The sequence below is a fragment of the Streptomyces parvus genome (assembly GCF_014648875.1).
GTDB lineage: Bacteria > Actinomycetota > Actinomycetes > Streptomycetales > Streptomycetaceae > Streptomyces > Streptomyces parvus.
The window spans coordinates 18109-37789 of record NZ_BMRY01000019.1; the positions used below are offsets into that span (position 1 = coordinate 18109).

The 19681-nt window shown below is 70.8% G+C and carries 21 protein-coding genes; 15 read left to right on the forward strand and 6 right to left on the reverse strand.

Annotated features, from left to right (window positions below):
* From IE140_RS34720 to IE140_RS34740, 5 genes are all read left to right on the forward strand, one after another.
* Window positions 1-1005 carry an ABC transporter permease gene (locus IE140_RS34720; RefSeq protein WP_150193722.1) on the forward strand — a complete coding sequence of 335 codons (1005 nt, stop codon included), beginning with the start codon at window positions 1-3 and terminating at the stop codon, window positions 1003-1005.
* Entirely contained in the window at window positions 1002-1988 is a 987-nt protein-coding gene (locus IE140_RS34725; protein WP_150193723.1) for an ABC transporter ATP-binding protein, read from the forward strand. The genes IE140_RS34720 and IE140_RS34725 overlap by 4 nt, the downstream gene beginning before the upstream one ends.
* Before the next feature lie 32 nt (window positions 1989-2020).
* Window positions 2021-3436, forward strand: coding sequence for a GH1 family beta-glucosidase (locus IE140_RS34730; RefSeq protein ID WP_150193724.1), 1416 nt, complete (start codon window positions 2021-2023; stop codon window positions 3434-3436).
* Window positions 3437-3504: 68 nt separating this feature from the next.
* The gene (locus IE140_RS34735) at window positions 3505-6606 is read left to right on the forward strand and encodes a glycoside hydrolase family 3 N-terminal domain-containing protein (RefSeq protein ID WP_150193725.1); all 3102 of its coding nucleotides are present in this window, start codon (window positions 3505-3507) and stop codon (window positions 6604-6606) included.
* Between the two features lie 58 nt (window positions 6607-6664).
* Window positions 6665-8047 carry a hypothetical protein gene (locus IE140_RS34740; RefSeq protein ID WP_150193726.1) on the forward strand — a complete coding sequence of 461 codons (1383 nt, stop codon included), beginning with the start codon at window positions 6665-6667 and terminating at the stop codon, window positions 8045-8047.
* A 98-nt stretch (window positions 8048-8145) separates the two neighbouring features.
* Here IE140_RS34740 and IE140_RS34745 read toward each other — a convergent pair whose 3' ends face one another.
* A complete protein-coding gene (locus IE140_RS34745) occupies window positions 8146-9153 on the reverse strand; it encodes a YdcF family protein (protein WP_150193727.1) in 1008 nt (335 codons plus the stop codon).
* Window positions 9154-9232: 79 nt separating this feature from the next.
* Between IE140_RS34745 and IE140_RS34750 the strand changes: the two genes are divergently transcribed.
* Complete coding sequence (locus IE140_RS34750) at window positions 9233-9466, forward strand: hypothetical protein (protein WP_032780529.1); 234 nt, start codon at window positions 9233-9235, stop codon at window positions 9464-9466.
* 67 nt (window positions 9467-9533) lie between these two features.
* Here the strand turns inward: IE140_RS34750 and IE140_RS34755 are convergent, their stop codons facing one another.
* Window positions 9534-10121 (reverse strand): TetR/AcrR family transcriptional regulator, encoded by a 588-nt coding sequence (locus IE140_RS34755; RefSeq protein ID WP_150193728.1) that lies wholly within the window; start codon window positions 10119-10121, stop codon window positions 9534-9536.
* A gap of 150 nt (window positions 10122-10271) precedes the next feature.
* Between IE140_RS34755 and IE140_RS34760 the strand changes: the two genes are divergently transcribed.
* The 3 genes from IE140_RS34760 to IE140_RS34770 all read left to right on the forward strand — a co-directional run bounded on the left by IE140_RS34760 (window position 10272) and on the right by IE140_RS34770 (window position 12557).
* Entirely contained in the window at window positions 10272-11219 is a 948-nt protein-coding gene (locus tag IE140_RS34760; RefSeq protein ID WP_150193729.1) for an NAD(P)-dependent oxidoreductase, read from the forward strand.
* Window positions 11220-11244: 25 nt separating this feature from the next.
* Window positions 11245-12117: an AraC family transcriptional regulator gene (locus IE140_RS34765; protein WP_150193746.1), complete on the forward strand. Its 873-nt coding sequence runs from the start codon at window positions 11245-11247 to the stop codon at window positions 12115-12117.
* 197 nt (window positions 12118-12314) lie between these two features.
* Window positions 12315-12557 (forward strand): hypothetical protein, encoded by a 243-nt coding sequence (locus IE140_RS34770; RefSeq protein WP_150193730.1) that lies wholly within the window; start codon window positions 12315-12317, stop codon window positions 12555-12557.
* Window positions 12558-12629: 72 nt separating this feature from the next.
* On the opposite strand, the gene IE140_RS34775 is transcribed toward IE140_RS34770, so the two are convergent.
* Both IE140_RS34775 and IE140_RS34780 read right to left on the reverse strand, forming a co-directional pair.
* Window positions 12630-12842 (reverse strand): DUF397 domain-containing protein, encoded by a 213-nt coding sequence (locus tag IE140_RS34775; RefSeq protein ID WP_150193731.1) that lies wholly within the window; start codon window positions 12840-12842, stop codon window positions 12630-12632.
* Window positions 12839-13678 (reverse strand): helix-turn-helix domain-containing protein, encoded by an 840-nt coding sequence (locus IE140_RS34780; protein WP_109196323.1) that lies wholly within the window; start codon window positions 13676-13678, stop codon window positions 12839-12841. Before IE140_RS34780 ends, IE140_RS34775 begins: the two co-directional genes overlap by 4 nt.
* A gap of 114 nt (window positions 13679-13792) precedes the next feature.
* On the opposite strand from IE140_RS34780, the gene IE140_RS34785 reads away from it, so the two are divergent.
* The 5 genes from IE140_RS34785 to IE140_RS34805 all read left to right on the forward strand — a co-directional run bounded on the left by IE140_RS34785 (window position 13793) and on the right by IE140_RS34805 (window position 18076).
* Window positions 13793-14206 carry an ATP-binding protein gene (locus IE140_RS34785; RefSeq protein ID WP_150193732.1) on the forward strand — a complete coding sequence of 138 codons (414 nt, stop codon included), beginning with the start codon at window positions 13793-13795 and terminating at the stop codon, window positions 14204-14206.
* Window positions 14207-14302: 96 nt separating this feature from the next.
* Window positions 14303-15256, forward strand: coding sequence for an NAD(P)/FAD-dependent oxidoreductase (locus IE140_RS34790; RefSeq protein ID WP_150193733.1), 954 nt, complete (start codon window positions 14303-14305; stop codon window positions 15254-15256).
* A 96-nt stretch (window positions 15257-15352) separates the two neighbouring features.
* Entirely contained in the window at window positions 15353-15958 is a 606-nt protein-coding gene (locus IE140_RS34795; RefSeq protein WP_150193734.1) for a dihydrofolate reductase family protein, read from the forward strand.
* 190 nt (window positions 15959-16148) lie between these two features.
* The gene (locus IE140_RS34800; protein WP_006127827.1) at window positions 16149-16415 is read left to right on the forward strand and encodes a GlsB/YeaQ/YmgE family stress response membrane protein; all 267 of its coding nucleotides are present in this window, start codon (window positions 16149-16151) and stop codon (window positions 16413-16415) included.
* 137 nt (window positions 16416-16552) lie between these two features.
* Complete coding sequence (locus IE140_RS34805; RefSeq protein ID WP_150193735.1) at window positions 16553-18076, forward strand: catalase; 1524 nt, start codon at window positions 16553-16555, stop codon at window positions 18074-18076.
* 50 nt (window positions 18077-18126) lie between these two features.
* Here the strand turns inward: IE140_RS34805 and IE140_RS34810 are convergent, their stop codons facing one another.
* Window positions 18127-18600 carry an NUDIX hydrolase gene (locus tag IE140_RS34810; RefSeq protein WP_150193736.1) on the reverse strand — a complete coding sequence of 158 codons (474 nt, stop codon included), beginning with the start codon at window positions 18598-18600 and terminating at the stop codon, window positions 18127-18129.
* Window positions 18601-18701: 101 nt separating this feature from the next.
* Between IE140_RS34810 and IE140_RS34815 the strand changes: the two genes are divergently transcribed.
* Window positions 18702-19310: a GNAT family N-acetyltransferase gene (locus IE140_RS34815; protein ID WP_024264019.1), complete on the forward strand. Its 609-nt coding sequence runs from the start codon at window positions 18702-18704 to the stop codon at window positions 19308-19310.
* A 30-nt stretch (window positions 19311-19340) separates the two neighbouring features.
* On the opposite strand, the gene IE140_RS34820 is transcribed toward IE140_RS34815, so the two are convergent.
* Window positions 19341-19637 carry a hypothetical protein gene (locus IE140_RS34820; protein ID WP_150193737.1) on the reverse strand — a complete coding sequence of 99 codons (297 nt, stop codon included), beginning with the start codon at window positions 19635-19637 and terminating at the stop codon, window positions 19341-19343.
* Window positions 19638-19681 lie beyond the last annotated feature (44 nt).

Below are 19681 nucleotides of genomic sequence, written 5' to 3' on the forward strand. Positions count from 1 at the left end.
ATGTCCATCACCGCCACCGACGTCGTCGTCCTCGACGGCGCGCCCCCGCCCACGGCCCCCACGCGACGGGCCCGGCTCCGGTTCCTGCGCGGCGGGAAGACCCGCACCGGCCTGATCATCCTGGCGTTCTTCGTCCTGCTGGCCGTCGCCGGACCCTGGCTCGCCCCGTACGACCCCGACGCCATGAGCGACCAGCTGCTCCAACCGCCCTCCGGCGACCACTGGTTCGGCACCACGCACACCGGGCAGGACGTCTTCTCACAGATCCTCGTCGGCACCCGGGGCGTCCTCGTCGTCGGACTGCTCGCCGCCGCCATCGCCACCGCCCTGTCCGTCCTGATCGGGGTCAGCGCCGGATTCCTCGGCGGAGCGGTCGACGAGATCCTCTCCGCGCTCTCCAACATCTTCCTGGTGCTGCCCGGACTCCCGCTGATCATCATCGTCGCCAGCTTCGTCCCCGACACCGGCGACCTCGTCATCGCCGTCGCCATCGCCCTGACCTCCTGGGCCTGGGGATCGAGGATCCTGCGCGCCCAGACCCTGTCGCTGCGCCGCCGCGACTACGTGGAGGCCGCCCGCGCCACCGGCGAGTCGACCCCGCGCATCATCCTCTTCGAGATCCTGCCGAACCTCACCGCCGTCATCGCCTCCGGCTTCGTCGGCACGGTCATCTTCGCCGTCCTCACCGAGATCACCCTCGCCTTCATCGGCGTCGCCGACATCTCCCACTGGAACTGGGGCACCGTCCTCTTCTGGGCCCAGTCCAACCAGGCCCTCGCCCAGGGAGCCTGGTGGTGGTTCGTCCCGGCCGGCCTGTGCATCGCCCTGCTCGGCACCGCGCTCGCCCTCATCAACTTCGGCATCGACGAGTTCGTCAACCCCCGCCTGCGCACCGCCACCGGCTCCTCCCGGAAGGTGAAGATGCGCGTCGGCTTCACCCCGGTCGCCCGGAAGTCCACCGGCGACGGACCCCGCGAGCACAGCAGCAAGGAGCCGCGCACATGAGCGCCGATCCGGTCCTGACCATCAGCGGACTCAACGTCGACTACGGCACCGACGCGGGCGCCGTCCACGCCCTGCGCGACATCGACCTCACCCTGAACCGGGGCGAAGTCCTCGGCCTGGCAGGGGAGTCGGGCTCGGGCAAGTCGACGCTCGCCTACGCCGTGACCCGGCTGCTCTCCCCGCCCGGCGTCATCACCGGGGGAGAGGTCCACTACCACCGCCCCGGCGGCGACCGCGTCGACATCCTCTCCCTCGCCCCGCAGCAGCTGCGCGCCTTCCGCTGGCAGGAGCTGTCCATCGTCTTCCAGGGAGCGATGAACTCCCTCAACCCCGTGCACACCGTCCACAGCCAGCTCACCGACGTCCTCGCCGCCCACCGCCCCGAGCTGAAGAAGCGCCAACGCACGGACCGGGCGGAGGAGTTGCTGGATCTCGTCGGCATCTCCGCCGACCGGCTCGCCGCCTACCCGCACCAGCTCTCCGGCGGGATGCGGCAGCGCGTGATGATCGCCATGGCGCTCGCCCTGGAACCCGAGATCGTCGTCATGGACGAGCCGACCACCGCGCTCGACGTGGTGATGCAGCGCCAGATCCTGCGACGGCTGGTCCAGTTGAGGGAACAGCTGAACTTCTCGGTCGTGTTCATCACCCACGACATCTCCCTCCTGATCGAATTCTCGGACCGGATCGCGATCATGTACGGGGGCCGCATCGTGGAGCAGGCGGGTGCGGCGGAGATCTACCGCGACCCCCGCCACCCCTACAGCGACGGGCTCCTGCACTCCTTCCCCGCGCTCCACGGCCCGCGCCGCGAGCTGACCGGCATCCCGGGCTCCCCGCCGCACCTCTCCGCGATGCCCACCGGCTGCGCCTTCCACCCGCGCTGCGGCAAGGCCTTCGCGCCGTGCGCCGGGCAGATCCCGCCGCTCGCCCCGCCCGCCGACGGACCGGGCCGGGCGGTCGCCTGCCATCTGCACGCCTGAACAGGTCCCTCCCCTCCTACGTACGGAGACCGATGAACCTCGCCACCCCACCTCAGCGACTCCTCTCTCCGGCCCCGGTACGCGGACTCCCGGCCGATTTCCGCTGGGGCGTCGCCACCTCCTCGTACCAGATCGAGGGGGCCGCCGCCGAGGACGGCCGCACCCCGTCCATCTGGGACACCTTCTGCCGGGTGCCCGGGGCGGTGGAGGGCGGCGAGCACGGCGACACGGCCTGCGACCACTACCACCGGATGCCCGAGGACGTGGAGCTGATCGCGGGCCTCGGCGTCGACACGTACCGCTTCTCGCTCGCCTGGCCCCGCATCCAGCCGGGCGGCCGGGGTCCCGCCAACCAGAAGGGGCTGGACTTCTACAAGCGGCTGATCGACGAGCTCCGGGGGCGCGGCGTCACCCCCTGGATCACCCTGTACCACTGGGACCTGCCGCAGGAGCTGGAGGACGCGGGCGGCTGGCCCGAGCGCGACACCGCCCTGCGCTTCGCGGAGTACGCCTCCCTCGCGTACGAGGCCCTCGGCGACCGGGTCGAGCACTGGACCACGCTGAACGAGCCCTGGTGCTCGGCGATGCTCGGTTACGCCTACGGGCTGCACGCCCCCGGCCGCCGCGACCCGGGCGACGCCATGGCCGCCGTCCACCACCTGCTCCTGGGCCACGGCCTCGCCGCCCGCGCGCTGCGGGACGCGGCCGGGGCGAACCCGCTGGAGCTGGGCATCACCCTCAACCTCGGCACCGCGACCCCCGAGACCGACAGCGAGGCCGACCGCGAGGCGTGCCGCCGCGCCGACGGCACGGGCACCCGGCTCTACCTCGACCCGCTCGTCCACGGCCGCTACCCCGAGGACATCGTCGCGGACCTGGCCGCCCAGCACATCGAACTCCCGGTCAGGGAAGGCGACCTGGCCGCCATCGCCACCCCGCTCGACGTGCTCGGCGTCAACTTCTACCGGGGCATGCAGTTCTCCGGCGTCACCGAGGACGGCTCACCGCTCGACGCCGAGGGCCTGCCGGTCGTCCGGGCCGTGGACCGCGACCTGCCGCGCACCGCGATGGACTGGGAGATCACCCCGGCCGAACTCACCGACCTGCTGGTGCGGTTGGAGCGCGACTACGGGCTGCCGACCGTCATCACGGAGAACGGCGCGGCCTTCGACGACACCGTTGCCGCCGACGGCTCGGTCTCCGACGCCGACCGCACGGCCTACCTCGCCGACCACATCGACGCGGTCGTCGCCGCCCGCGCCCAAGGGGCCGACGTCCGGGGCTACTTCGCCTGGTCGCTGATGGACAACTTCGAGTGGGCGTACGGCTACGCCAAGCGGTTCGGCATCGTCCGCGTCGACTACGACACCCAGACCCGCACGCTCAAGGACAGCGCCAAGTGGTACCGCGACACGATCCGCCTCACCCGCGAAGCCGACTCCGCGTAACGCGCCAACACCTCTGATCCGTCACGACGTTCGGCACCTCGAACCCCCGAAAGAGAGCGCTCCCAAAAATGCCCCGCATTCCGTACACCCGCCCCCGCAAGGGCAGAAGCAGACCCGCGACGGCCGCCTTCGCCGCCGCGGCCGTCCTGGCCACCCTGCTCGCCGGATCGGCCACCGGCCCCGCGGCAGCCGCCGACGAACCCGCCCCCGTCCTCATCGACCGCTTCGAGGGCGAGGTGCCGCTCGGCAACAACCCGCCCGCCGACGCCATCTTCACCTGGGGCGGCGACGCGGACGACCACCCGCAACTGAAGCTCGCCGAACGCGCCGACGCCCCCGAGGGCGAGCAGGTCCTCGAAGGCTCCTACGACATCAGCGCGTACGGCGGGTTCAGCCACGAGTTCGCCGTCGACACCCCGCCGCAGAACTGGACCGCCCACAAGGGCATCCGCTTCTGGTGGTACGGCCAGAACACCGCACCCCTGCCGCCCGGTTCGGGCAAGCGCGTCAACTTCGAGATCAAGGACGGCGGCGCGAACGGCGGCGCGTCCGAGCTGTGGACGACCTCCTTCACCGACGACTGGGAGGGCTGGCACCTCGTCGAGATCCCCTTCGCGGACTTCGTCTACCGGGCCGACTACCAGCCCGTCGGCGGCATCGACCAGGTCCTCGGCCTCAATGAGATGTGGGGCTACGCCCTCACCCTCCCCGGCGGAGCGCCCGGCGAATTCGCCCTGGACGCGGTCGAGTTGTACGGCAAGGCGGAGCCGGCGCTCACCGCGAGCGTCGTCACCGACACGGCCGTACGCCCGGTGAAGAACGGTGCCAGCGCGGAGCTGACGCTGTCCGTCGCCACCACCGGCTCCGTCCCCACCGAGGAGCCGGTCACCGTCGCGTACGCCACCAAGGGCGGCACGGCGGAGGCCGGCAAGGACTACACCCCGGTCGCCGGCAGCCACACCTTCCCGGCGGGCACCGCGTCCGGCACCACCCACAAGGTCACCGTCCGCACCGCGAAGGCGTCGAAGCCCGCCGAGGCGAAGACGATCCCGCTGGAGCTGACCGTCACCGGCGCGAAGGCCCCCCGGGAGAACCCGCAGGTCGTCATCGACGCCCACGGACTCCCGTACCAGAACGCCAAGTTGCCGGTGAAGCAGCGGGTCGCCGATCTGCTGGGACGCCTCTCGCTCGCCGAGAAGGCCGGCCAGATGACCCAGGCCGAGCGCAACGCGCTCCGCGCCCCCGGTGACATCGCCTCCTACGACCTCGGCTCGCTGCTCTCCGGCGGCGGCTCGGTCCCCACCCCGAACACGGCGGCCGCCTGGGCCAAGATGGTCGACGCCTACCAGCTGCGCGCCCAGGCCACCCGCTTCCAGATCCCGCTGATCTACGGCGTGGACGCGGTGCACGGCCACAACAACGTCGTCGGCGCGACGATCATGCCGCACAACATCGGCATCGGCGCGGGCCGCGACCCGAAGAGCGCCGAGAAGACCGGCGCGATCACCGCCAAGGAAGTCCGCTCCACCGGCGTCCCGTGGGACTTCGCGCCGTGCGTCTGCGTCACCCGCGACGAACGCTGGGGCCGGTCGTATGAGGCGTTCGGCGAGGACCCGGCCCTGGTCGAGGCCATGGAGACAGTCATCCAGGGTATGCAGGGCAGCCCGTCCGGCAAGGACCTGCACCGCAACGACAAGGTGCTCGGCAGCGCCAAGCACTTCGTCGGCGACGGCGGCACCGAATTCGGCTCCTCCACCACCGGCTCGTACACGACCGACCAGGGCATCACCAAGGTCACCCGCCAAGAGCTGGAGGCGGTGCACCTGTCGCCGTTCGAGGAGTCGGTGAAGCGGGGCGTCGGCACGATCATGCCCTCGTACTCCTCCCTCGACATCCTGGGCGACGACCAGGGCCCGGTGAAGATGCATGCCAACGCCGAGATGATCAACGGCGTCCTCAAGGACCGGATGGGCTTCGAGGGCTTCGTCATCAGCGACTGGCAGGCCATCGACCAGATCCCCGGCGACTACCCGAGCGACGTCCGTACGTCGGTCAACGCCGGACTCGACATGATCATGGTCCCGACCGCGTACCAGGACTTCACCAAGACCCTGAAGGACGAGGTCACCGCGGGCCGGATCAGCGAGGCCCGGATCGACGACGCGGTCGCCCGCATCCTCACCCAGAAGTTCCGCCTCGGCCTCTTCGAGAAGCCGTACGCGGACACCACCCACCTCGACAAGGTCGGCTCGGCCGAGCACCGCGCGGTGGCGCGGGAGGCGGTCGCGAAGTCCCAGGTCCTGCTGAAGAACGACGGGGCGGTCCTGCCCCTCAAGCCGAACCAGAAGGTGTACGTCGCCGGGTCCAACGCCGACGACATCGGCAACCAGGCCGGCGGCTGGACGATCAGCTGGCAGGGTTCCTCCGGCAAGATCACCCCGGGCACGACGATCCTGGAGGGGATGAAGAAGGCGGCGAAGAACCCCGACTCCGTGACGTACTCGAAGGACGCCTCGGCGGCCACGGACGGCCACGACGTAGGAGTGGTGGTCGTCGGCGAGACCCCGTACGCCGAAGGCATCGGCGACGTAGGCAACGGCCACGACCTGGAGCTCACCGCCGCTGACAAGGCAGCCGTGGACAAGGTCTGCGCGGCCATGAAGTGCGCCGTCCTCATCGTCTCGGGCCGCCCGCAGCTCATCGGCGACCAGCTCGGGAAGATCAACGCCCTGGTCGCCTCCTGGCTGCCGGGCTCCGAGGGCGACGGCGTGGCCGATGTGCTCTACGGCAAGCGGGCCTTCACCGGCCAGCTCCCGGTGACCTGGCCGAAGTCGGAGACGCAACTGCCCATCAACGTCGGGGACGCGACGTACGACCCCCAGTTCCCGTACGGCTGGGGTCTGACCACCCTGAAGAAGCCCCCGGCCGGCGGTGAGCTGACCCTCACGGCGCTCGCCGTCGCCGCCCAGGTCGCCGAGAAGGCGAAGCTGGGGAAGACCCCGGCGGGCAAGGCGATCGTGGACCAGGCCCGGCTGCTGGTCCAGCAGAAGATCGACGGGAAGTTCGGCCAGGCGGTGGCCAAGCCCTTCGCGGAGGCGGACCACCTGCTGCTCAAGGGGGACCTGACGGGCGCGGTGGCCAAGCTGCGCACGGCCTACCGGGCCGCGTAGGCACCCCGCTCTCCGGACGGGCGACGGCGTTCGTCGCCCGTCTGGAGTAGCGTTAAGTATGAGGAAAAGGCTCTTCCCCGCGCTGCTGGCGGGCCTGCTGCTCATCATCGCAGCGGCGGCTCTCGCCCTGACCTCTCCCGCGTCGGCGGCCCCGGCCGCCACGATCCAAGACGCTGCCCAGGCCCTGCGCGACGACCCGGTGTACGTGGACCCGGGCGCCCGCGATCAGCTCTCCGTCGCTGACGAGAAGGCCCTGGAAGACAAGATCACCGACGCCGACAAGCCGGTCTTCGTCGCCGTCCTCCCCGATACCTCCGCCTTCCCGGAGGAAGGCCTCCTCCAGACCCTGCGCAGCGACACCGGCATCACCGGCGTCTACGCGATACGCCTCGGCGACGGCTTCGACGCGGGCGCGGACCCGCAGGTCATGCCCACCCGGGCGGTCGAGAACCTCACCGCCGCCGTGGAGAACCCCACCACCGCCGGCAACGCCGACGCCCAGCTCAACGCCTTCGTCGACCGCGCCGTCGAACAGGCCCGCGGCACCGCCCCCGCCTCCTGGTCCGGCGGCGGAGGAGGCGCGGCGGACGGCCCCGGAGCCCCGGTCGGCGGCCTGATCACGCTCGGAGCCCTAGTGGCGGCGGGCGGCGCGGGCGCGTACGCGATCTCCCGCCGCAACAAGCGCCGCAAAGAGGAAGAGGAGCGCATCGCGCTCGACAAGCTCCGGGTGGTCGTCGACGAGGACATCACCGCGTACGGCGAAACCCTGGAACGCCTGGACTTCCACCCCGCCGAGAAGGGCGCGGACGACACCATGCGCGCCGACTACGAGCGGGCCCTGGACTCCTACGAGAGTGCCAAGACGAAGATGGACCGGGCCACACACCCCTCGGACGTCCGCGGCGTCACCCAGTCCCTGGAGGACGGCCGCTACTCCCTCGCGGTCCTGGAAGCCCGACGCACGGGCGGGCAGATCCCGGCCCGCCGCCCGCCGTGCTTCTTCGACCCCCGCCACGGCCCCTCGATCGCCGACGTGCTCTGGACCCCGTCCGGCGGCGCGGCCCGCGAGGTCCCGGTCTGCGGCGCGGACGAGATCCGGCTCAGCCGGGGCCAGGACCCCATGAGCCGTACGGTCGACACCGGCGACGGCAACCGCCGCCCGTACTGGGAAGCGGGCCCGGCGTACGGCCCCTGGGCCGGCGGCTACTTCGGCGGCGGCCTGCTCCCCGGCCTCCTCGTCGGCACCATGCTCGGCTCGATGCTGGCCACCCCGGCGTACGCCTCCGAGTACGGCGGCGGTGACTTCGGCGACGGCGGCGCGGGCGGCGACTGGGGCGGCGGCGACTTCTCCGGCTCCGACTTCGACTCCTCAGGCTTCGGCGGAGGCGGCTTCGGCGACGGCGGAGGCTTCGGGGGCGGGTTCGACGGCGGCGGCTTCTGAGGCATCGGGCGGCTTCTGAGCGCCCCGGGTTCCGGCGGATACCCTCAGCCGGGGCCCGGGGCCCGGGGCTCGCGGATGGCCGCCTGGTGGACGTCGGGCTAGGCCGCCGCCCACCACGCGGCCACCCCGCCGAGGACGATGATCACGCACATCACCGCGTTGCTCCGCCGGTAGTCCACGAGGATCGCGGCGAACTCGCGGAGCGTGGCGTTGGGCCAGAAGTACGCGGCGGTGGGCGAGCCCACGACCTGGCCCCGGATCCGGACCCGCCGGGCGGTGAGCGCGGCGCGGAAGGCGTGGTAGTTGTTCGTCACGACGACGCACCGGTAGTCGGGCTTCGCCTTCTCCATGATCGCCTTGCTGAACCGCAGGTTCTCCTCGGTGTTCGTCGACCGGTCCTCCCGCTCGATGAGGTGCGCCGGGAACCCCTGGGCCACCAGGTGGTCGGCCATGGCGTGGGACTCCGGCAGGTCCTCGTCGGGCCCCTGCCCGCCCGAGGTGATGAGGACGGGCGACCCGCCGCGCGAGGCGAGCCGCGCATGGACGTCCTGCCCGCGCCTCAGCCGGCTCGCGAGCAGCGGCGGCACGGTGGAGCCGCCGACCAGGCCCGAGCCCAGCACCACCACGAAGTCGGCCTTGCGGCGCACGCGGAGCCGCCCGTAGAGGAACGCGTAACAGACGAAGCACAGGAACAGGAACGAGAAGTAGACCGCCAGTCCACCGGCCGCCGTCGCCACCCCGATCAGCACCGGAGTCCGCAGCACGGCGGCGGTGACCAGCAGGGCGACGACGGCGAGAACGCCCACCGCGGCCAGCAGGGACAGCAGGTTGGACGGGCTCCGGCCCTCCTTGCGCACCATGCGTACGCCGTTGAGGAACAGGAAACACGTCAGCACGAGTACGGCAACCGCGCCCAGTACGAGTAGCGACCACAGCACGACCGGAGCCGCCGCGGAATCGGACGCGACCAGCCGGTACAGCGAGGCAGCCAGTGCGCAGAGCGCGGCGAGCCCCAGGACGACGGCGTTGCTGAACTTACGGCGCTCGCGCAGCACGCTCACACAGAAGACGAGAAAGAGGAGCGCCGCGGGGGCGTAGACCACCATGGGCACAGAGTAGGCAGGGGGTGGGAGCCGCCAGGGAATCGGGGCGTGCCCTTTGCGGGTTCCGGCCGTTGAGCAGGGCATGAAGAAGCGAAGCGTACTCGCCGCCGTCACCCTCGCCACCGGAGCGGTCATCGCCGCCATCGCCCCGCACCCGGGAGGCGCGGACTCCGCGCACGCGGCCGAACCGGCCGTCTCCCTGGGCGCGCTGGACGAGGTGGGCGACCTCGGCAAGCTGGTCGACGGCGCGGCCGGGGCGACCACCTCCACCGCAGGCACGGTCACCAGCACCGTGGAAGACGCCAAGCTCAGCTGAACCGGCTGGGACAAGGACAGGGGCGGCCGAAAGGCCGCCCCTGTCGGCGTTCCCGGGCCGGGCGCGGTCAGCGGCGAGCCGTTTCGACCCCGTACGACCGGATCAGCCGGGCCAGTTGGCGGCCCGCCGCCAGGAGCGGCTCCTCGCTCCGGTTGACCTGGGCGGTCACCTCGGCGCCCTCGATGGCGCTGATGACGGTGGTCGCCAGCTCCCGGGCGTCGTCCGCCGGGAACCCGCAGCCCAGCAGCTTGTCGAGGACGAGCCGCTCCCAGCCGTTCAGCGCGTCGGCGCACGCCTGCTGGAGCTCCGAGTCGGCGCCGAGCGTCTCCAGGGCCGCCGCCGCCACCGGACACCCGTCCACCCAGCCCGACTCCTTGAGCCCGGCCGCCAACTCGCGGGTGCAGGAGAGCACGGCCTCCGCCGGCTCGGGCTCGCTGTCCAGAGAATCCTTCAGCAGCGCCGCGAACTCCTGCCCGCTGTGCCGGATCGCGGCGACGGCGACGGCTTCCTTGCCGCCCGGGAAGAAGTGGTAGATCGAGCCGAGCGTGGCCTGCGACTCCTTCGCGATCTGCTTGATGCCGGTGCCGACGTACCCCTGCCGCTGGAGAAGGCGCGCGGTCGCCACGACGATCCGGTCCCGGGTGCTGGTCTGCATGACGTCACTGTAGCGGAATTGGGTAGAGCGTTCGTTCTAGAGCTGTGCTACGTTCTCGGCACGCACTAAATAGAGCGTTCGTTTTAGTCGAGGCGGCGGGCGGAGAAGGCTTCCGCCCGCCCCGACCGATCCCACCCACTGGAGGAATCAATGAGCAGCACAACGACGGAGCACCCGGGCTCTGTGACCGTCATAGGGCTGGGGCCGATGGGTCGGGCGATGGCCGGGGCCCTGCTCGACCGCGGCTACGGGGTCACCGTCTGGAACCGCACCGCGGCCCGGGCGGACGACCTGGTGGCCCGGGGTGCGGTTCTCGCGCCCAGTCCCGCCGACGCGGTCGCGGCGAACGAGGTGGTCATCCTCAGCCTCACGGACTACGTGGCGGTCCGCGCCGTACTGGAGCCGGCCGCACAGGCCCTGCGTGACAAGGTCCTGTTCAACCTCACCTCCGCCACGCCCGAGGAGGCCCGCGCCGGGGCCCGCTGGGCGGCCGAGCACGGTGCCGTACAGCTCACGGGCGGTGTCACCTCGCCGCCCTCCGGCATCGGGCAGCCCGAGTCGGTCACCTACTACAGCGGGCCGCGCGAGGCGTTCGACCGGCACCGGCCGGTGCTCGAAGCGCTGACGGGCCGGGCCGAGCACCAGGGCGAGGACCCGGGGCTCGCCGCGCTCTTCTACCAGCTCGGCATGGTCATGTTCTGGACCTCGATGCTGAGCTTCTGGCAGGCCGTCGCCCTCGCCCGCGCGAACGGCCTGAAGGCGGCCGACATCCTGCCGCACGCCGTCGACACGGCGGACTCCCTCGCGCAGTTCTTCGCCTTCTACGCCGAACGCATCGACGCCGGAGTGCACGCCGGCGACGTCGACCGCCTGGCCATGGGGGTGGCGAGCGCCGAGCACGTTCTGCACACCCACACCGAAGCGGGCGTCGACTCCACCCTCCCGGCGGCGGTCGTCGACCTGTTCCGGCGGGGCATGGAGGCGGGCCACGCCGGGGACAGCTTCTCGTCCCTGGTGGAGCTGCTGGCGAAGCCCGGCGACCCGACCGATCCGGGCACGGACGGTCGGGTCCGGGAGGATGGCCTCTCCCTACGGTGAACGGGCAAGGGAAGGGAACCAGGAGTTGCTGGAACGGCTGAACGACGCGATGGAGCACATCGAGGCCCACCTCGGTGAGCGCATCGAGGCGGCGGACCTCGCCCGGATCGCGATGACGTCGGAGTACCACTTCCGCCGGATGTTCTCCGCACTGGCGGGGCTCCCGCTGTCGGAGTACATCCGTCGCCGCCGCATGACGGTCGCGGGGGCGGAGGTGCTCGGTGACCGCGACCGTTCGCTGCTGGACGTGGCGACGCGGTACGGCTACGACACGGGGGAGGGCTTCGCCCGCGCGTTCCGGGCCGTCCACGGCATCGGACCCGGGGAGGCGCGCCGGACGGGCGCGGTTCTGCGGTCCCAGCAACGCCTGACCTTCCGACTCGTCGTCGAAGGGAGTAGCGCCATGCGCTACAGCTTGGTGGAGAAGAACGCGTTCCGGGTGGTCGGAAAGAAGGCCCGCGTCCCGCTCATCCACGAGGGACCGAATCCGGCCATTGCGGAGTTCATCCGGGGCATCGGCCGGGAGGAGCTGGACCGTATCGCGGCCCTCTCCGACCAGGAGCCGGCGGGCATCGTCGGGGTGAGCGACCAGCTCGACCCCAGCCGCGCGGAGGGCACCGAACTCGACTACTGGCACGGGGTGGTGAGCGCGGCCGAGCCTCCGGAGGGCCTGGACGCCCTGGACGTACCGGCAGGCACGTGGGCGGTCTTCGAGAGCGAGGGCGCGTTCCCGCAGGCCCTCCAGTACCTCTGGCGGGATGTGTTCACGCAGTGGTTCCCGTCGAACCCGTACGCGTCGAGGCCCGGCCCGGAGATCCTGCGGGTGCGGCTGACGGAGGAGGGGAAGCGGGCAGAGGCGGAGCTGTGGATCCCGGTGGAGCGGTCGGCCGAAAGCTGACGTACCGAGCGAAATATGCGGCACGACAGAGGTTTACGGCCATGGGGCATATGCGGTGACCTATTGGTCCAGACCTATTGTGCGGGTGAGCCCGGCTCGCTAGCTTTCTCGTGGCGGCGCGCGCTGTTCGGATCGGCTCGACTCATTCATTCACTGACGCACGGTCATGTGCGTTGACTGAAAACGGAGTTCCCGACATGCGCAGACGTATTGCCGCACTCGCGGTGACCGTGGCGACCGCCGGAGCGATGCTCCTCGGCACCGCCTCGACTGCCTCCGCCACCGGCCCCGGCTTCTGGCTCCGCAGCCACCACGCGAGCCTGGCGGAGTGCCAGGCGGTGGGGAACGCCGGCGCTGACAACGGCCTCTGGAGCCGTGTCTTCATCTGCAACCCGTTCGCCGGGAAGCCGGGCGTGTACGAGTTGTGGATCCGCTACTGAGGCTGAGGTAGCGGGCGGACAGTGAACCGCCCCGGCTGCGGCGGCGGCCGGGGCGGTTCACTGTCGGACTGCTCAGAGGGCGGTGCCGCTGCCGTGGACGAAGGCGCTCCAGGTGGCGGGTTCGACGGTGAGGACGGGACCGTCGGTCACCTTGGAGTCGCGGATGTGGACGGCGGAGGGGTGGGTGGCGATTTCGACGCAGGCTCCGCCGTCACCGTTGCTGTAGCTCGACTTGAACCAGTCGAGTGCGGCGGAACGGGAGGCGGGAAGGGCGGCGCGGTTCATGTCTCTCCAAGCAGGGCTGCGAGCAGTGCGTCCAGGAGCCGGGCGCTTTCCTCGGCGGTCAGCGCCTGCGATCGCAGCATCCCATACCTCTGCATAAGCGCGCTTACGTCGGAGGGTTCGTCGTACAGCTCTCCGCGCAGCTGGCCGTCGACGTAGGCGAGTCCGTCGTGGTCTGGGGTCTCCAGCAGAATGAGCGGACCCGAGAGCCCGGCGTGCCGAGGTGTGTTCCGGGGCATGATCTGAATGGTGACGAACGGCAGATCCATGCAGCGCCGCAGGTGAAGAAGCTGCTTGAGCATGACCTCGGGGTCCCCCAACTCCGCGTGCAGGATGCTCTCTTCCAGGATGAAGTGGAGGATCGGCCGGGGCTTGCGCTCCAGGATCTTCTGGCGGTCCAGCCGGTCCGCCACCCGCTTCTCGATCTCGTCCTCTTCGAGCGGTGGATAGTTGCAGCCGAAGATGAAGCGTGCGTACGCCTCGGTCTGGAGCAGCCCGGGTACGAGCTGGGACTCGTACCAGAGCAGGCTCGCCGCGTTCTGCTCGTACTGCACATAGTCCTTGACGAGAGCCTGGTAACGCTCCTTCCGTGGGATCTTCTCCACCGCGACCCGCAGAACGCCCTTGGTGTCCAGCAGTTCATCGAGCTGGATGGCCAGGTCCAACTGAAGCGCCCGCCGCCCCTGCTCGATCGAGGCGATCGTGTCCTCGCCCACCCCGGCCTGCTCGGCGAGGGCGGCCTGTGTCAGCCCGGCGAGTTTGCGGAAGTGGCGTAACTGAGCCCCGACCAGCTGCCACGAAGTAACCCGCCTGATGCCGCTCTGCTTTCCCGGTTGCATGACCTGGCTTCTCCCCGTTCCGGCCCCGCTGTCAACCCGTCAGAACCCGTACAAAACCTTTTGTACGTCTCTCCGCTCCGCTCCAGCGTAGTAACTCCGTGTGAGCGTGGAAGCATGAACGAGACAACCCAACTCCCGTACTTCCGAGCCGCCTTCTACTGCCGTGAGCGCAGGTCGATCCCCGTCGTACGCAAGTTCGCCCGTCAGGCTCTGGTCGAGTGGGAGTGTGAGCAGCGGGCCGACGATGTGCTGCTCTGCGTGACCGAGCTGGCGACCAACGCGCTCCGGCACGGCGTGCCCCCGGGGCGTGGCTTCAAGCTCCACATCTACCTGGAGCGGGTCGAGAGCATCATCCGCGTCGAGATGCACGACAGCGGCGGCGGTGTCGTGCGCGCGGCGGACGGGCCGCCGGAGGACGACGACGAGGGCGGGCGCGGGCTGCTGCTCGTCGCGGCGCTGGCCGACAAGTGGGGCGTGGCCGAGCGGAACCCCGGCAAGATCGTGTGGTGCGAGTTCAGCGTCGTATGACTTGCTGTTTCGGCAAGGATGTTTGTCGTTTCGGCCTGTGCGGGCGCACTCTCGTCGTCGAGCGGTGGTGATGCCGCGTGACGAAGGAGGAGCGACATGCAGCAGCGGTACGACGTGGTGATCGTGGGCGGCGGGGCCGCCGGCCTGAGCGGGGCGCTGGCCCTGGGGCGGGCCCGGCGCTCGGTTCTGGTGATCGACGCGGGGGAGCCCCGTAACGCTCCCGCCTCCCATGTGCACAACTATCTGGGCCGCGAGTCGACCCCGCCCGGCGAGCTGCTGACGATCGGCCGGGGCGAGGCGGCCGGGTACGGGGCGGAGTTCGTCGAGGGCCGGGTGGCCTCGGCCGAGAAGCTGCCCGAGCAGGGCTTCCGGGTGGTGACGGAGGACGGTCGGACCGTCGAGGCGCGCAGGCTCCTGGTCACGACGGGGCTCGTCGACGAGCTGCCGCCCGTGCCGGGACTGGCGGCGCGGTGGGGGCGCGAGGTGCTGCACTGCCCGTACTGCCACGGCCACGAGGTGGCGGACCGCCCGATCGGCGTGCTCGCCACCGGCCCGCTCGCCGTGCACCAGGCGCTGATGTGGCGGCAGTGGAGCGACGACGTGACCCTCTTCCTTCACACGGGCCCTGAGCCCACGGAGGAGGAGTACGAGCAGCTGGCCGCTCGGGGCGTCGCGGTCGTGGACGGCGAGGTGACGGGCCTGGAGGTCGCGGACGACCGGTTCACCGGCGTGACGCTGGCGTCCGGCCGGGTCGTCCCGCGCGAGGCGCTGGTGGTCCAGGCCCGGTTTGTCGCCCGCTCGGCGGTCCTGGAGTCGCTGGGGCTGAAGCCGGTGGCGCAGGAGATGGGCGGGGCGGTGATCGGTTCGTACATCCCGACCGACCCGACCGGCGCGACGGAGGTCCCCGGGGTCTGGGCGGCGGGCAACGTCACCCGCCTCACCGAGCAGGTGATCGGTGCCGCTGCGTCCGGGCTCATGGCGGCGGGCGCGGTGAACGGGGACCTGACCGTCGAGGAGACCCGGCTGGCGGTGGCGGCCCGGCGGGGGTAACCGGGTCCGATGAGTTTGTGAACCGCCGCCGGTCCAAGTTCATGACACCCGGTTCATGACGTTCACCGTTCATGACATTCACGGAAGGACACCGCCATGTCGGAGCTTCTCGTCGACTTCATCACCTCTCTCGACGGCTACGCATCGGGCGAGGGCTGGCCCGGGTTCTGGGGCCTGGAGGGCCCGGAGTACCTGGCCTGGCTCGGTGAGCAGCCCGAGGTCACCTACCTCATGGGGGCGAAGACCTACCGCCTGATGTCCGGCTTCGCCGCCGGCGAGGTCCCGAGCGGCCAGGACGAATTCAGGCCCGAAGAGGAGGAGTCCGTCGACCAGCTCACGCGAGCGTCCAAGGTGGTGTTCTCCTCCTCCCTGGAGGCCCCGCTGACGTGGGCCAACGCCACGCTCGTCCGCGACGACGCGGTGGGGGCGGTCCGTGCGATGAAGGAGAACGGCTCGGGGCTCCTCAGCACGATCGGCAGCCTCAGCCTGTGCCGGTCCCTGCTGCGGGCCGGGCTCGTCGACCGCTTCCGGGTCGTGATGTTCCCGGTGATCACCGGGGCCACGGGGGCGGAACGCATCTACGACGGCTATCCGGACGTCGCCCTCGACATGATCGAGCACCGGACCTTCGACGGTCGCACCCAGCTGGTCGAGTACAAGCCCCGCGTGCTGGAGCACCCGCCGCTCGGCGCCCCCGCGTGACGTGGTTCCGTGCGCGGGCGGCAGCTCCGGGGTCCGCCGCCCCGTCCGGCGTAACGACGGCGGGCGGATGACGGGTCGCGGGGGTGACGGACTTCGCCCGGCGGATGTGTGAGCTCCGTTTGGGGGGATACGCGGAGGGTGCCCGGGGCAACGAGGACTCCGGGAGCGGGAAACACAGAAGGAGACTTTCGTGGGCATCATCGCCTGGATTCTCATCGGCCTGCTCGCGGGCGCCATCGCCAAGGCGTTGATGCCGGGCAAGGACCCGGGGGGCTGCCTGATCACGATGCTGCTCGGTATCGCGGGCGGTCTGCTCGGCGGCTGGCTGGGCAAGGTGATCTTCGGGGTCGATTCGATCGACGGGTTCTTCAGCCTGTCGACGTGGATCGCCGCAGTCGTCGGTTCCGTGATCCTCCTCGCCCTCTACCGCCTGATCGCGGGGAACAGGTCCCGCTGACCCCGGCGGCTCGACGGGACGATTCGTCCGCATATGCCTACATTGGCAGAGGTGCGACAGGGTAGCCGTCGAGCCGGGCCGAGCCGAGGCCCCCGCTCCCGCGCACGACCGACAACAGGACACGAGGACACGAGGACATGACGGACACGACCCGTAAGCCGACCACCTCCGACTCCGGTGCCCCGGTGGAGAGCGACGAGCATTCGCTCACCGTCGGCCCGGGCGGGCCGATCCTGCTCCAGGACTCCTACCTGATCGAGCAGATGGCCCAGTTCAACCGCGAACGCATCCCCGAACGCCAGCCGCACGCCAAGGGAAGCGGCGCCTTCGGAAAGTTCGAGGTGACCGCGGACGTCTCCGCGTACACGAAGGCCGCGCTCTTCCAGCCCGGCACCACGACCGACCTGGTCATCAGGTTCTCCACCGTCGCGGGTGAGCGGGGCAGCCCGGACACCTGGCGTGACCCGCGCGGCTTCGCGGTGAAGTTCTACACCAGCGAAGGCAACTACGACATGGTGGGCAACAACACCCCCGTGTTCTTCGTGAAGGACCCGATGAAGTTCCAGCACTTCATCCGGTCCCAGAAACGCCGGGCGGACAACAACCTCCGCGACCACGACATGCAGTGGGACTTCTGGACCCTCTCGCCGGAGTCGGCCCACCAGGTCACCTGGCTGATGGGGGACCGGGGCATCCCGCGCACCTGGCGTCACATGAACGGCTACACCTCGCACACGTACATGTGGATCAACGCCGAGGGTGAGCGGTTCTGGGTGAAGTACCACTTCAAGACCGACCAGGGCGTCGAGACGTTCACGCAGCACGAGGCCGACCAGATGGCGGCGGCGGACACGGATTACCACACGCGTGATCTGTTCGAGCACATCCGGGACGGGGACTTCCCGAGCTGGACGCTGAAGGTCCAGATCATGCCGTTCGAGGACGCGAAGGACTACCGGTTCAACCCGTTCGACCTGACCAAGGTGTGGCCGCACGGCGACTACCCGCTGATCGAGGTCGGCCGGATGACGCTGGACCGCAACCCCACGGACAACCACGCCGAGATCGAGCAGGCGGCGTTCCAGCCGAACAACTTCGTTCCTGGTATCGGCCCGAGCCCGGACCGGATGCTGTTGGCGCGGCTGTTCAGTTACGCGGACGCGCACCGCTACCGCATCGGCGGCAACTACCAGCAGCTGCCGGTCAACGCCCCCGTCGCGCCGGTGCACACGTACTCCAAGGACGGGGCGATGGCGTACCGGAAGACCTCCGACCCGGTCTACGCCCCGAACTCCAAGGGCGGCCCGGAGGCGAACCCGGCGCTGTTCGGGCCCCCGCCGAGCTGGTACGCCGACGGGGACATCACCCGGGCGGCCTACGTCGACCACGCCGAGGACGACGACTGGGGCCAGGCGGGCACGATGGTCCGCGAGGTGCTCGACGACGCGGCGCGGGACCGGCTGGTGGACAACGTGGTGGGCCACCTGCTGAACGGCGTGACCGAGCCGGTTCTCCAGCGGGCGTTCACGTACTGGTCGAACATCGACGCCACCATCGGCAAGCGCATCGAGGAGGGCGTCCGCGCGAAGGCGGGCGAGAAGGACCCGAAGGCGGGCGAGCAGGGCAACCCGGCCCGCTCGTCGATGCAGCGCAAGGCCTGAGCCGCTGGGCCGCCGGCCACTCGCCAGATGGCCGGCGGCCGGGTTCGTCCTCAGTGCTGGACGAGCCCGCCGACCGGGACGGGTTCTACGTGACCGGTGGCCGGGAGGCTCTGCGCCAGGGCGATCCCGATGTCCACCAGCGACGACCGGCGCAGGCGGGCGACCTCAGGCAGGGGCGTCCAGACCGACACGGCGGTGTCGCCGTTCGGCTCGGGGCGGAGCCGGCCGCCGGTGACGCGGGCACGGTAGAAGATGCCGACGTTCTGCAGCTCGGGTGCGCCGGGCAGGCGGCGCTCGTCCGCCGGGATCACCCGCGAGTCCACGCCGAGCAGGCGCTCGACCACGGCCGCCAGGCCCGTCTCCTCGGCGACCTCCCGGACCACCGTGTCGTACGGGTCCTCCGCGTGCTCGACCCCACCGCCCGGGAGGGTCCAGGTGCGGTCGCCGTCCGGGCCCACGGCCAGCGCGAGCAGCACACGGCCGTCCTCGATGCACACCGCGTACGCGGCCAGTCGTCGGTCCATGGCGCGAGGCTATCCCCGGTATCCGGAAACGGTGTCCGGGGCCGGGGACCTCCCTTCCCTCGGCGGACCCCCCTCCCCGCTCAAGATCATCAACATGCAGAATGACCCGTATGTCGATAACGAACACTCCGCAGGCGGCCACGCTCGACGACGCCCCGGAGATCAGCCGCACCCTGGCCCGCGCCTTCGCCGACGACCCGATGATGGAGTGGTTCTTCCCCGGCGGGGCCTCCCGCGAGCCCGACCTGGTCCGGTACTTCACGACGATCTTCACCCGGCAGTACGGCCGCCACGGGGTGTGCGAGCGCACCGCGTCGGCGGCCGCGTTCTGGGTGGCGCCGGAGGGGCAGGAGAAGACCGTCCCCGACGCCGAGACGGTCGCGGAGCTGGAGGAGATCCTCGGCGACCGGGCTCCGCTCTTCCGGGACGCCGTCGCGGCGGCCGCCGAGCAGGGGCCCAAGGAGCCGCACTGGTATCTGGCGGTCGTGGGCGCGGACCCGGCCGCCCGGGGCCAGGGGCACGGGGCGGCGCTGCTGCGCTCCGGGCTGGCCAAGGCCGACGCGGCGGGCCTGCCGGTCTACCTGGAGTCCTCCAAGCCTGACAATCTGCCGTTCTACGAGCACTTCGGCTTCACGGTGCTCGGCGAGGCGGCGCTGCCGGGCGGCGGCCCGGCGCTGTGGGTGATGCGGCGCGAGCCGCGTGCCGTCTGACCGAATCGGAGCCCGGCCGGCCAGGGCGGGTCAGTCGGGGTACGCGGTGAAGAATGCTTTCTCCGCCCGGGGGTGCGCTCCGGATCCGTTCGCTCGCGCCACCGGCGACCGGCGGGCATCGGCCCAGATGGCCTCCAGTCCGAGGGGTCGGCCCAGGTCGTGACTGCCCCAGGGCTGCCAGGGGTCCGCTATCGCACGGGAGTCATTGTGCGGTGGCGGGCCCGGCGGGGCGTCACGTTCGATGCCGTCGAGTCGCCGTTCGAACTCCGCCTGCAGACGGTTTATCGTGGCGAGGAAGTCCCTGAGCAGGATGGTTTCTTCAGTCATGGGGTCGGCACATTCCTCTGCGAGACTTCAGCTGTCACATCCCG

Coding starts and splice junctions, on each gene's coding strand:
- IE140_RS34720 (WP_150193722.1), top strand. CDS start 1: ATGTCCATCACCGCCACCGACGTCGTCGTCCTCGACGGCGCGCCCCCG.
- IE140_RS34725 (WP_150193723.1), top strand. CDS start 1,002: ATGAGCGCCGATCCGGTCCTGACCATCAGCGGACTCAACGTCGACTAC.
- IE140_RS34730 (WP_150193724.1), top strand. CDS start 2,021: ATGAACCTCGCCACCCCACCTCAGCGACTCCTCTCTCCGGCCCCGGTA.
- IE140_RS34735 (WP_150193725.1), top strand. CDS start 3,505: ATGCCCCGCATTCCGTACACCCGCCCCCGCAAGGGCAGAAGCAGACCC.
- IE140_RS34740 (WP_150193726.1), top strand. CDS start 6,665: ATGAGGAAAAGGCTCTTCCCCGCGCTGCTGGCGGGCCTGCTGCTCATC.
- IE140_RS34745 (WP_150193727.1), bottom strand. CDS start 9,153: ATGGTGGTCTACGCCCCCGCGGCGCTCCTCTTTCTCGTCTTCTGTGTG.
- IE140_RS34750 (WP_032780529.1), top strand. CDS start 9,233: ATGAAGAAGCGAAGCGTACTCGCCGCCGTCACCCTCGCCACCGGAGCG.
- IE140_RS34755 (WP_150193728.1), bottom strand. CDS start 10,121: ATGCAGACCAGCACCCGGGACCGGATCGTCGTGGCGACCGCGCGCCTT.
- IE140_RS34760 (WP_150193729.1), top strand. CDS start 10,272: ATGAGCAGCACAACGACGGAGCACCCGGGCTCTGTGACCGTCATAGGG.
- IE140_RS34770 (WP_150193730.1), top strand. CDS start 12,315: ATGCGCAGACGTATTGCCGCACTCGCGGTGACCGTGGCGACCGCCGGA.
- IE140_RS34775 (WP_150193731.1), bottom strand. CDS start 12,842: ATGAACCGCGCCGCCCTTCCCGCCTCCCGTTCCGCCGCACTCGACTGG.
- IE140_RS34780 (WP_109196323.1), bottom strand. CDS start 13,678: ATGCAACCGGGAAAGCAGAGCGGCATCAGGCGGGTTACTTCGTGGCAG.
- IE140_RS34785 (WP_150193732.1), top strand. CDS start 13,793: ATGAACGAGACAACCCAACTCCCGTACTTCCGAGCCGCCTTCTACTGC.
- IE140_RS34790 (WP_150193733.1), top strand. CDS start 14,303: ATGCAGCAGCGGTACGACGTGGTGATCGTGGGCGGCGGGGCCGCCGGC.
- IE140_RS34795 (WP_150193734.1), top strand. CDS start 15,353: ATGTCGGAGCTTCTCGTCGACTTCATCACCTCTCTCGACGGCTACGCA.
- IE140_RS34805 (WP_150193735.1), top strand. CDS start 16,553: ATGACGGACACGACCCGTAAGCCGACCACCTCCGACTCCGGTGCCCCG.
- IE140_RS34810 (WP_150193736.1), bottom strand. CDS start 18,600: ATGGACCGACGACTGGCCGCGTACGCGGTGTGCATCGAGGACGGCCGT.
- IE140_RS34815 (WP_024264019.1), top strand. CDS start 18,702: ATGACCCGTATGTCGATAACGAACACTCCGCAGGCGGCCACGCTCGAC.
- IE140_RS34820 (WP_150193737.1), bottom strand. CDS start 19,637: ATGACTGAAGAAACCATCCTGCTCAGGGACTTCCTCGCCACGATAAAC.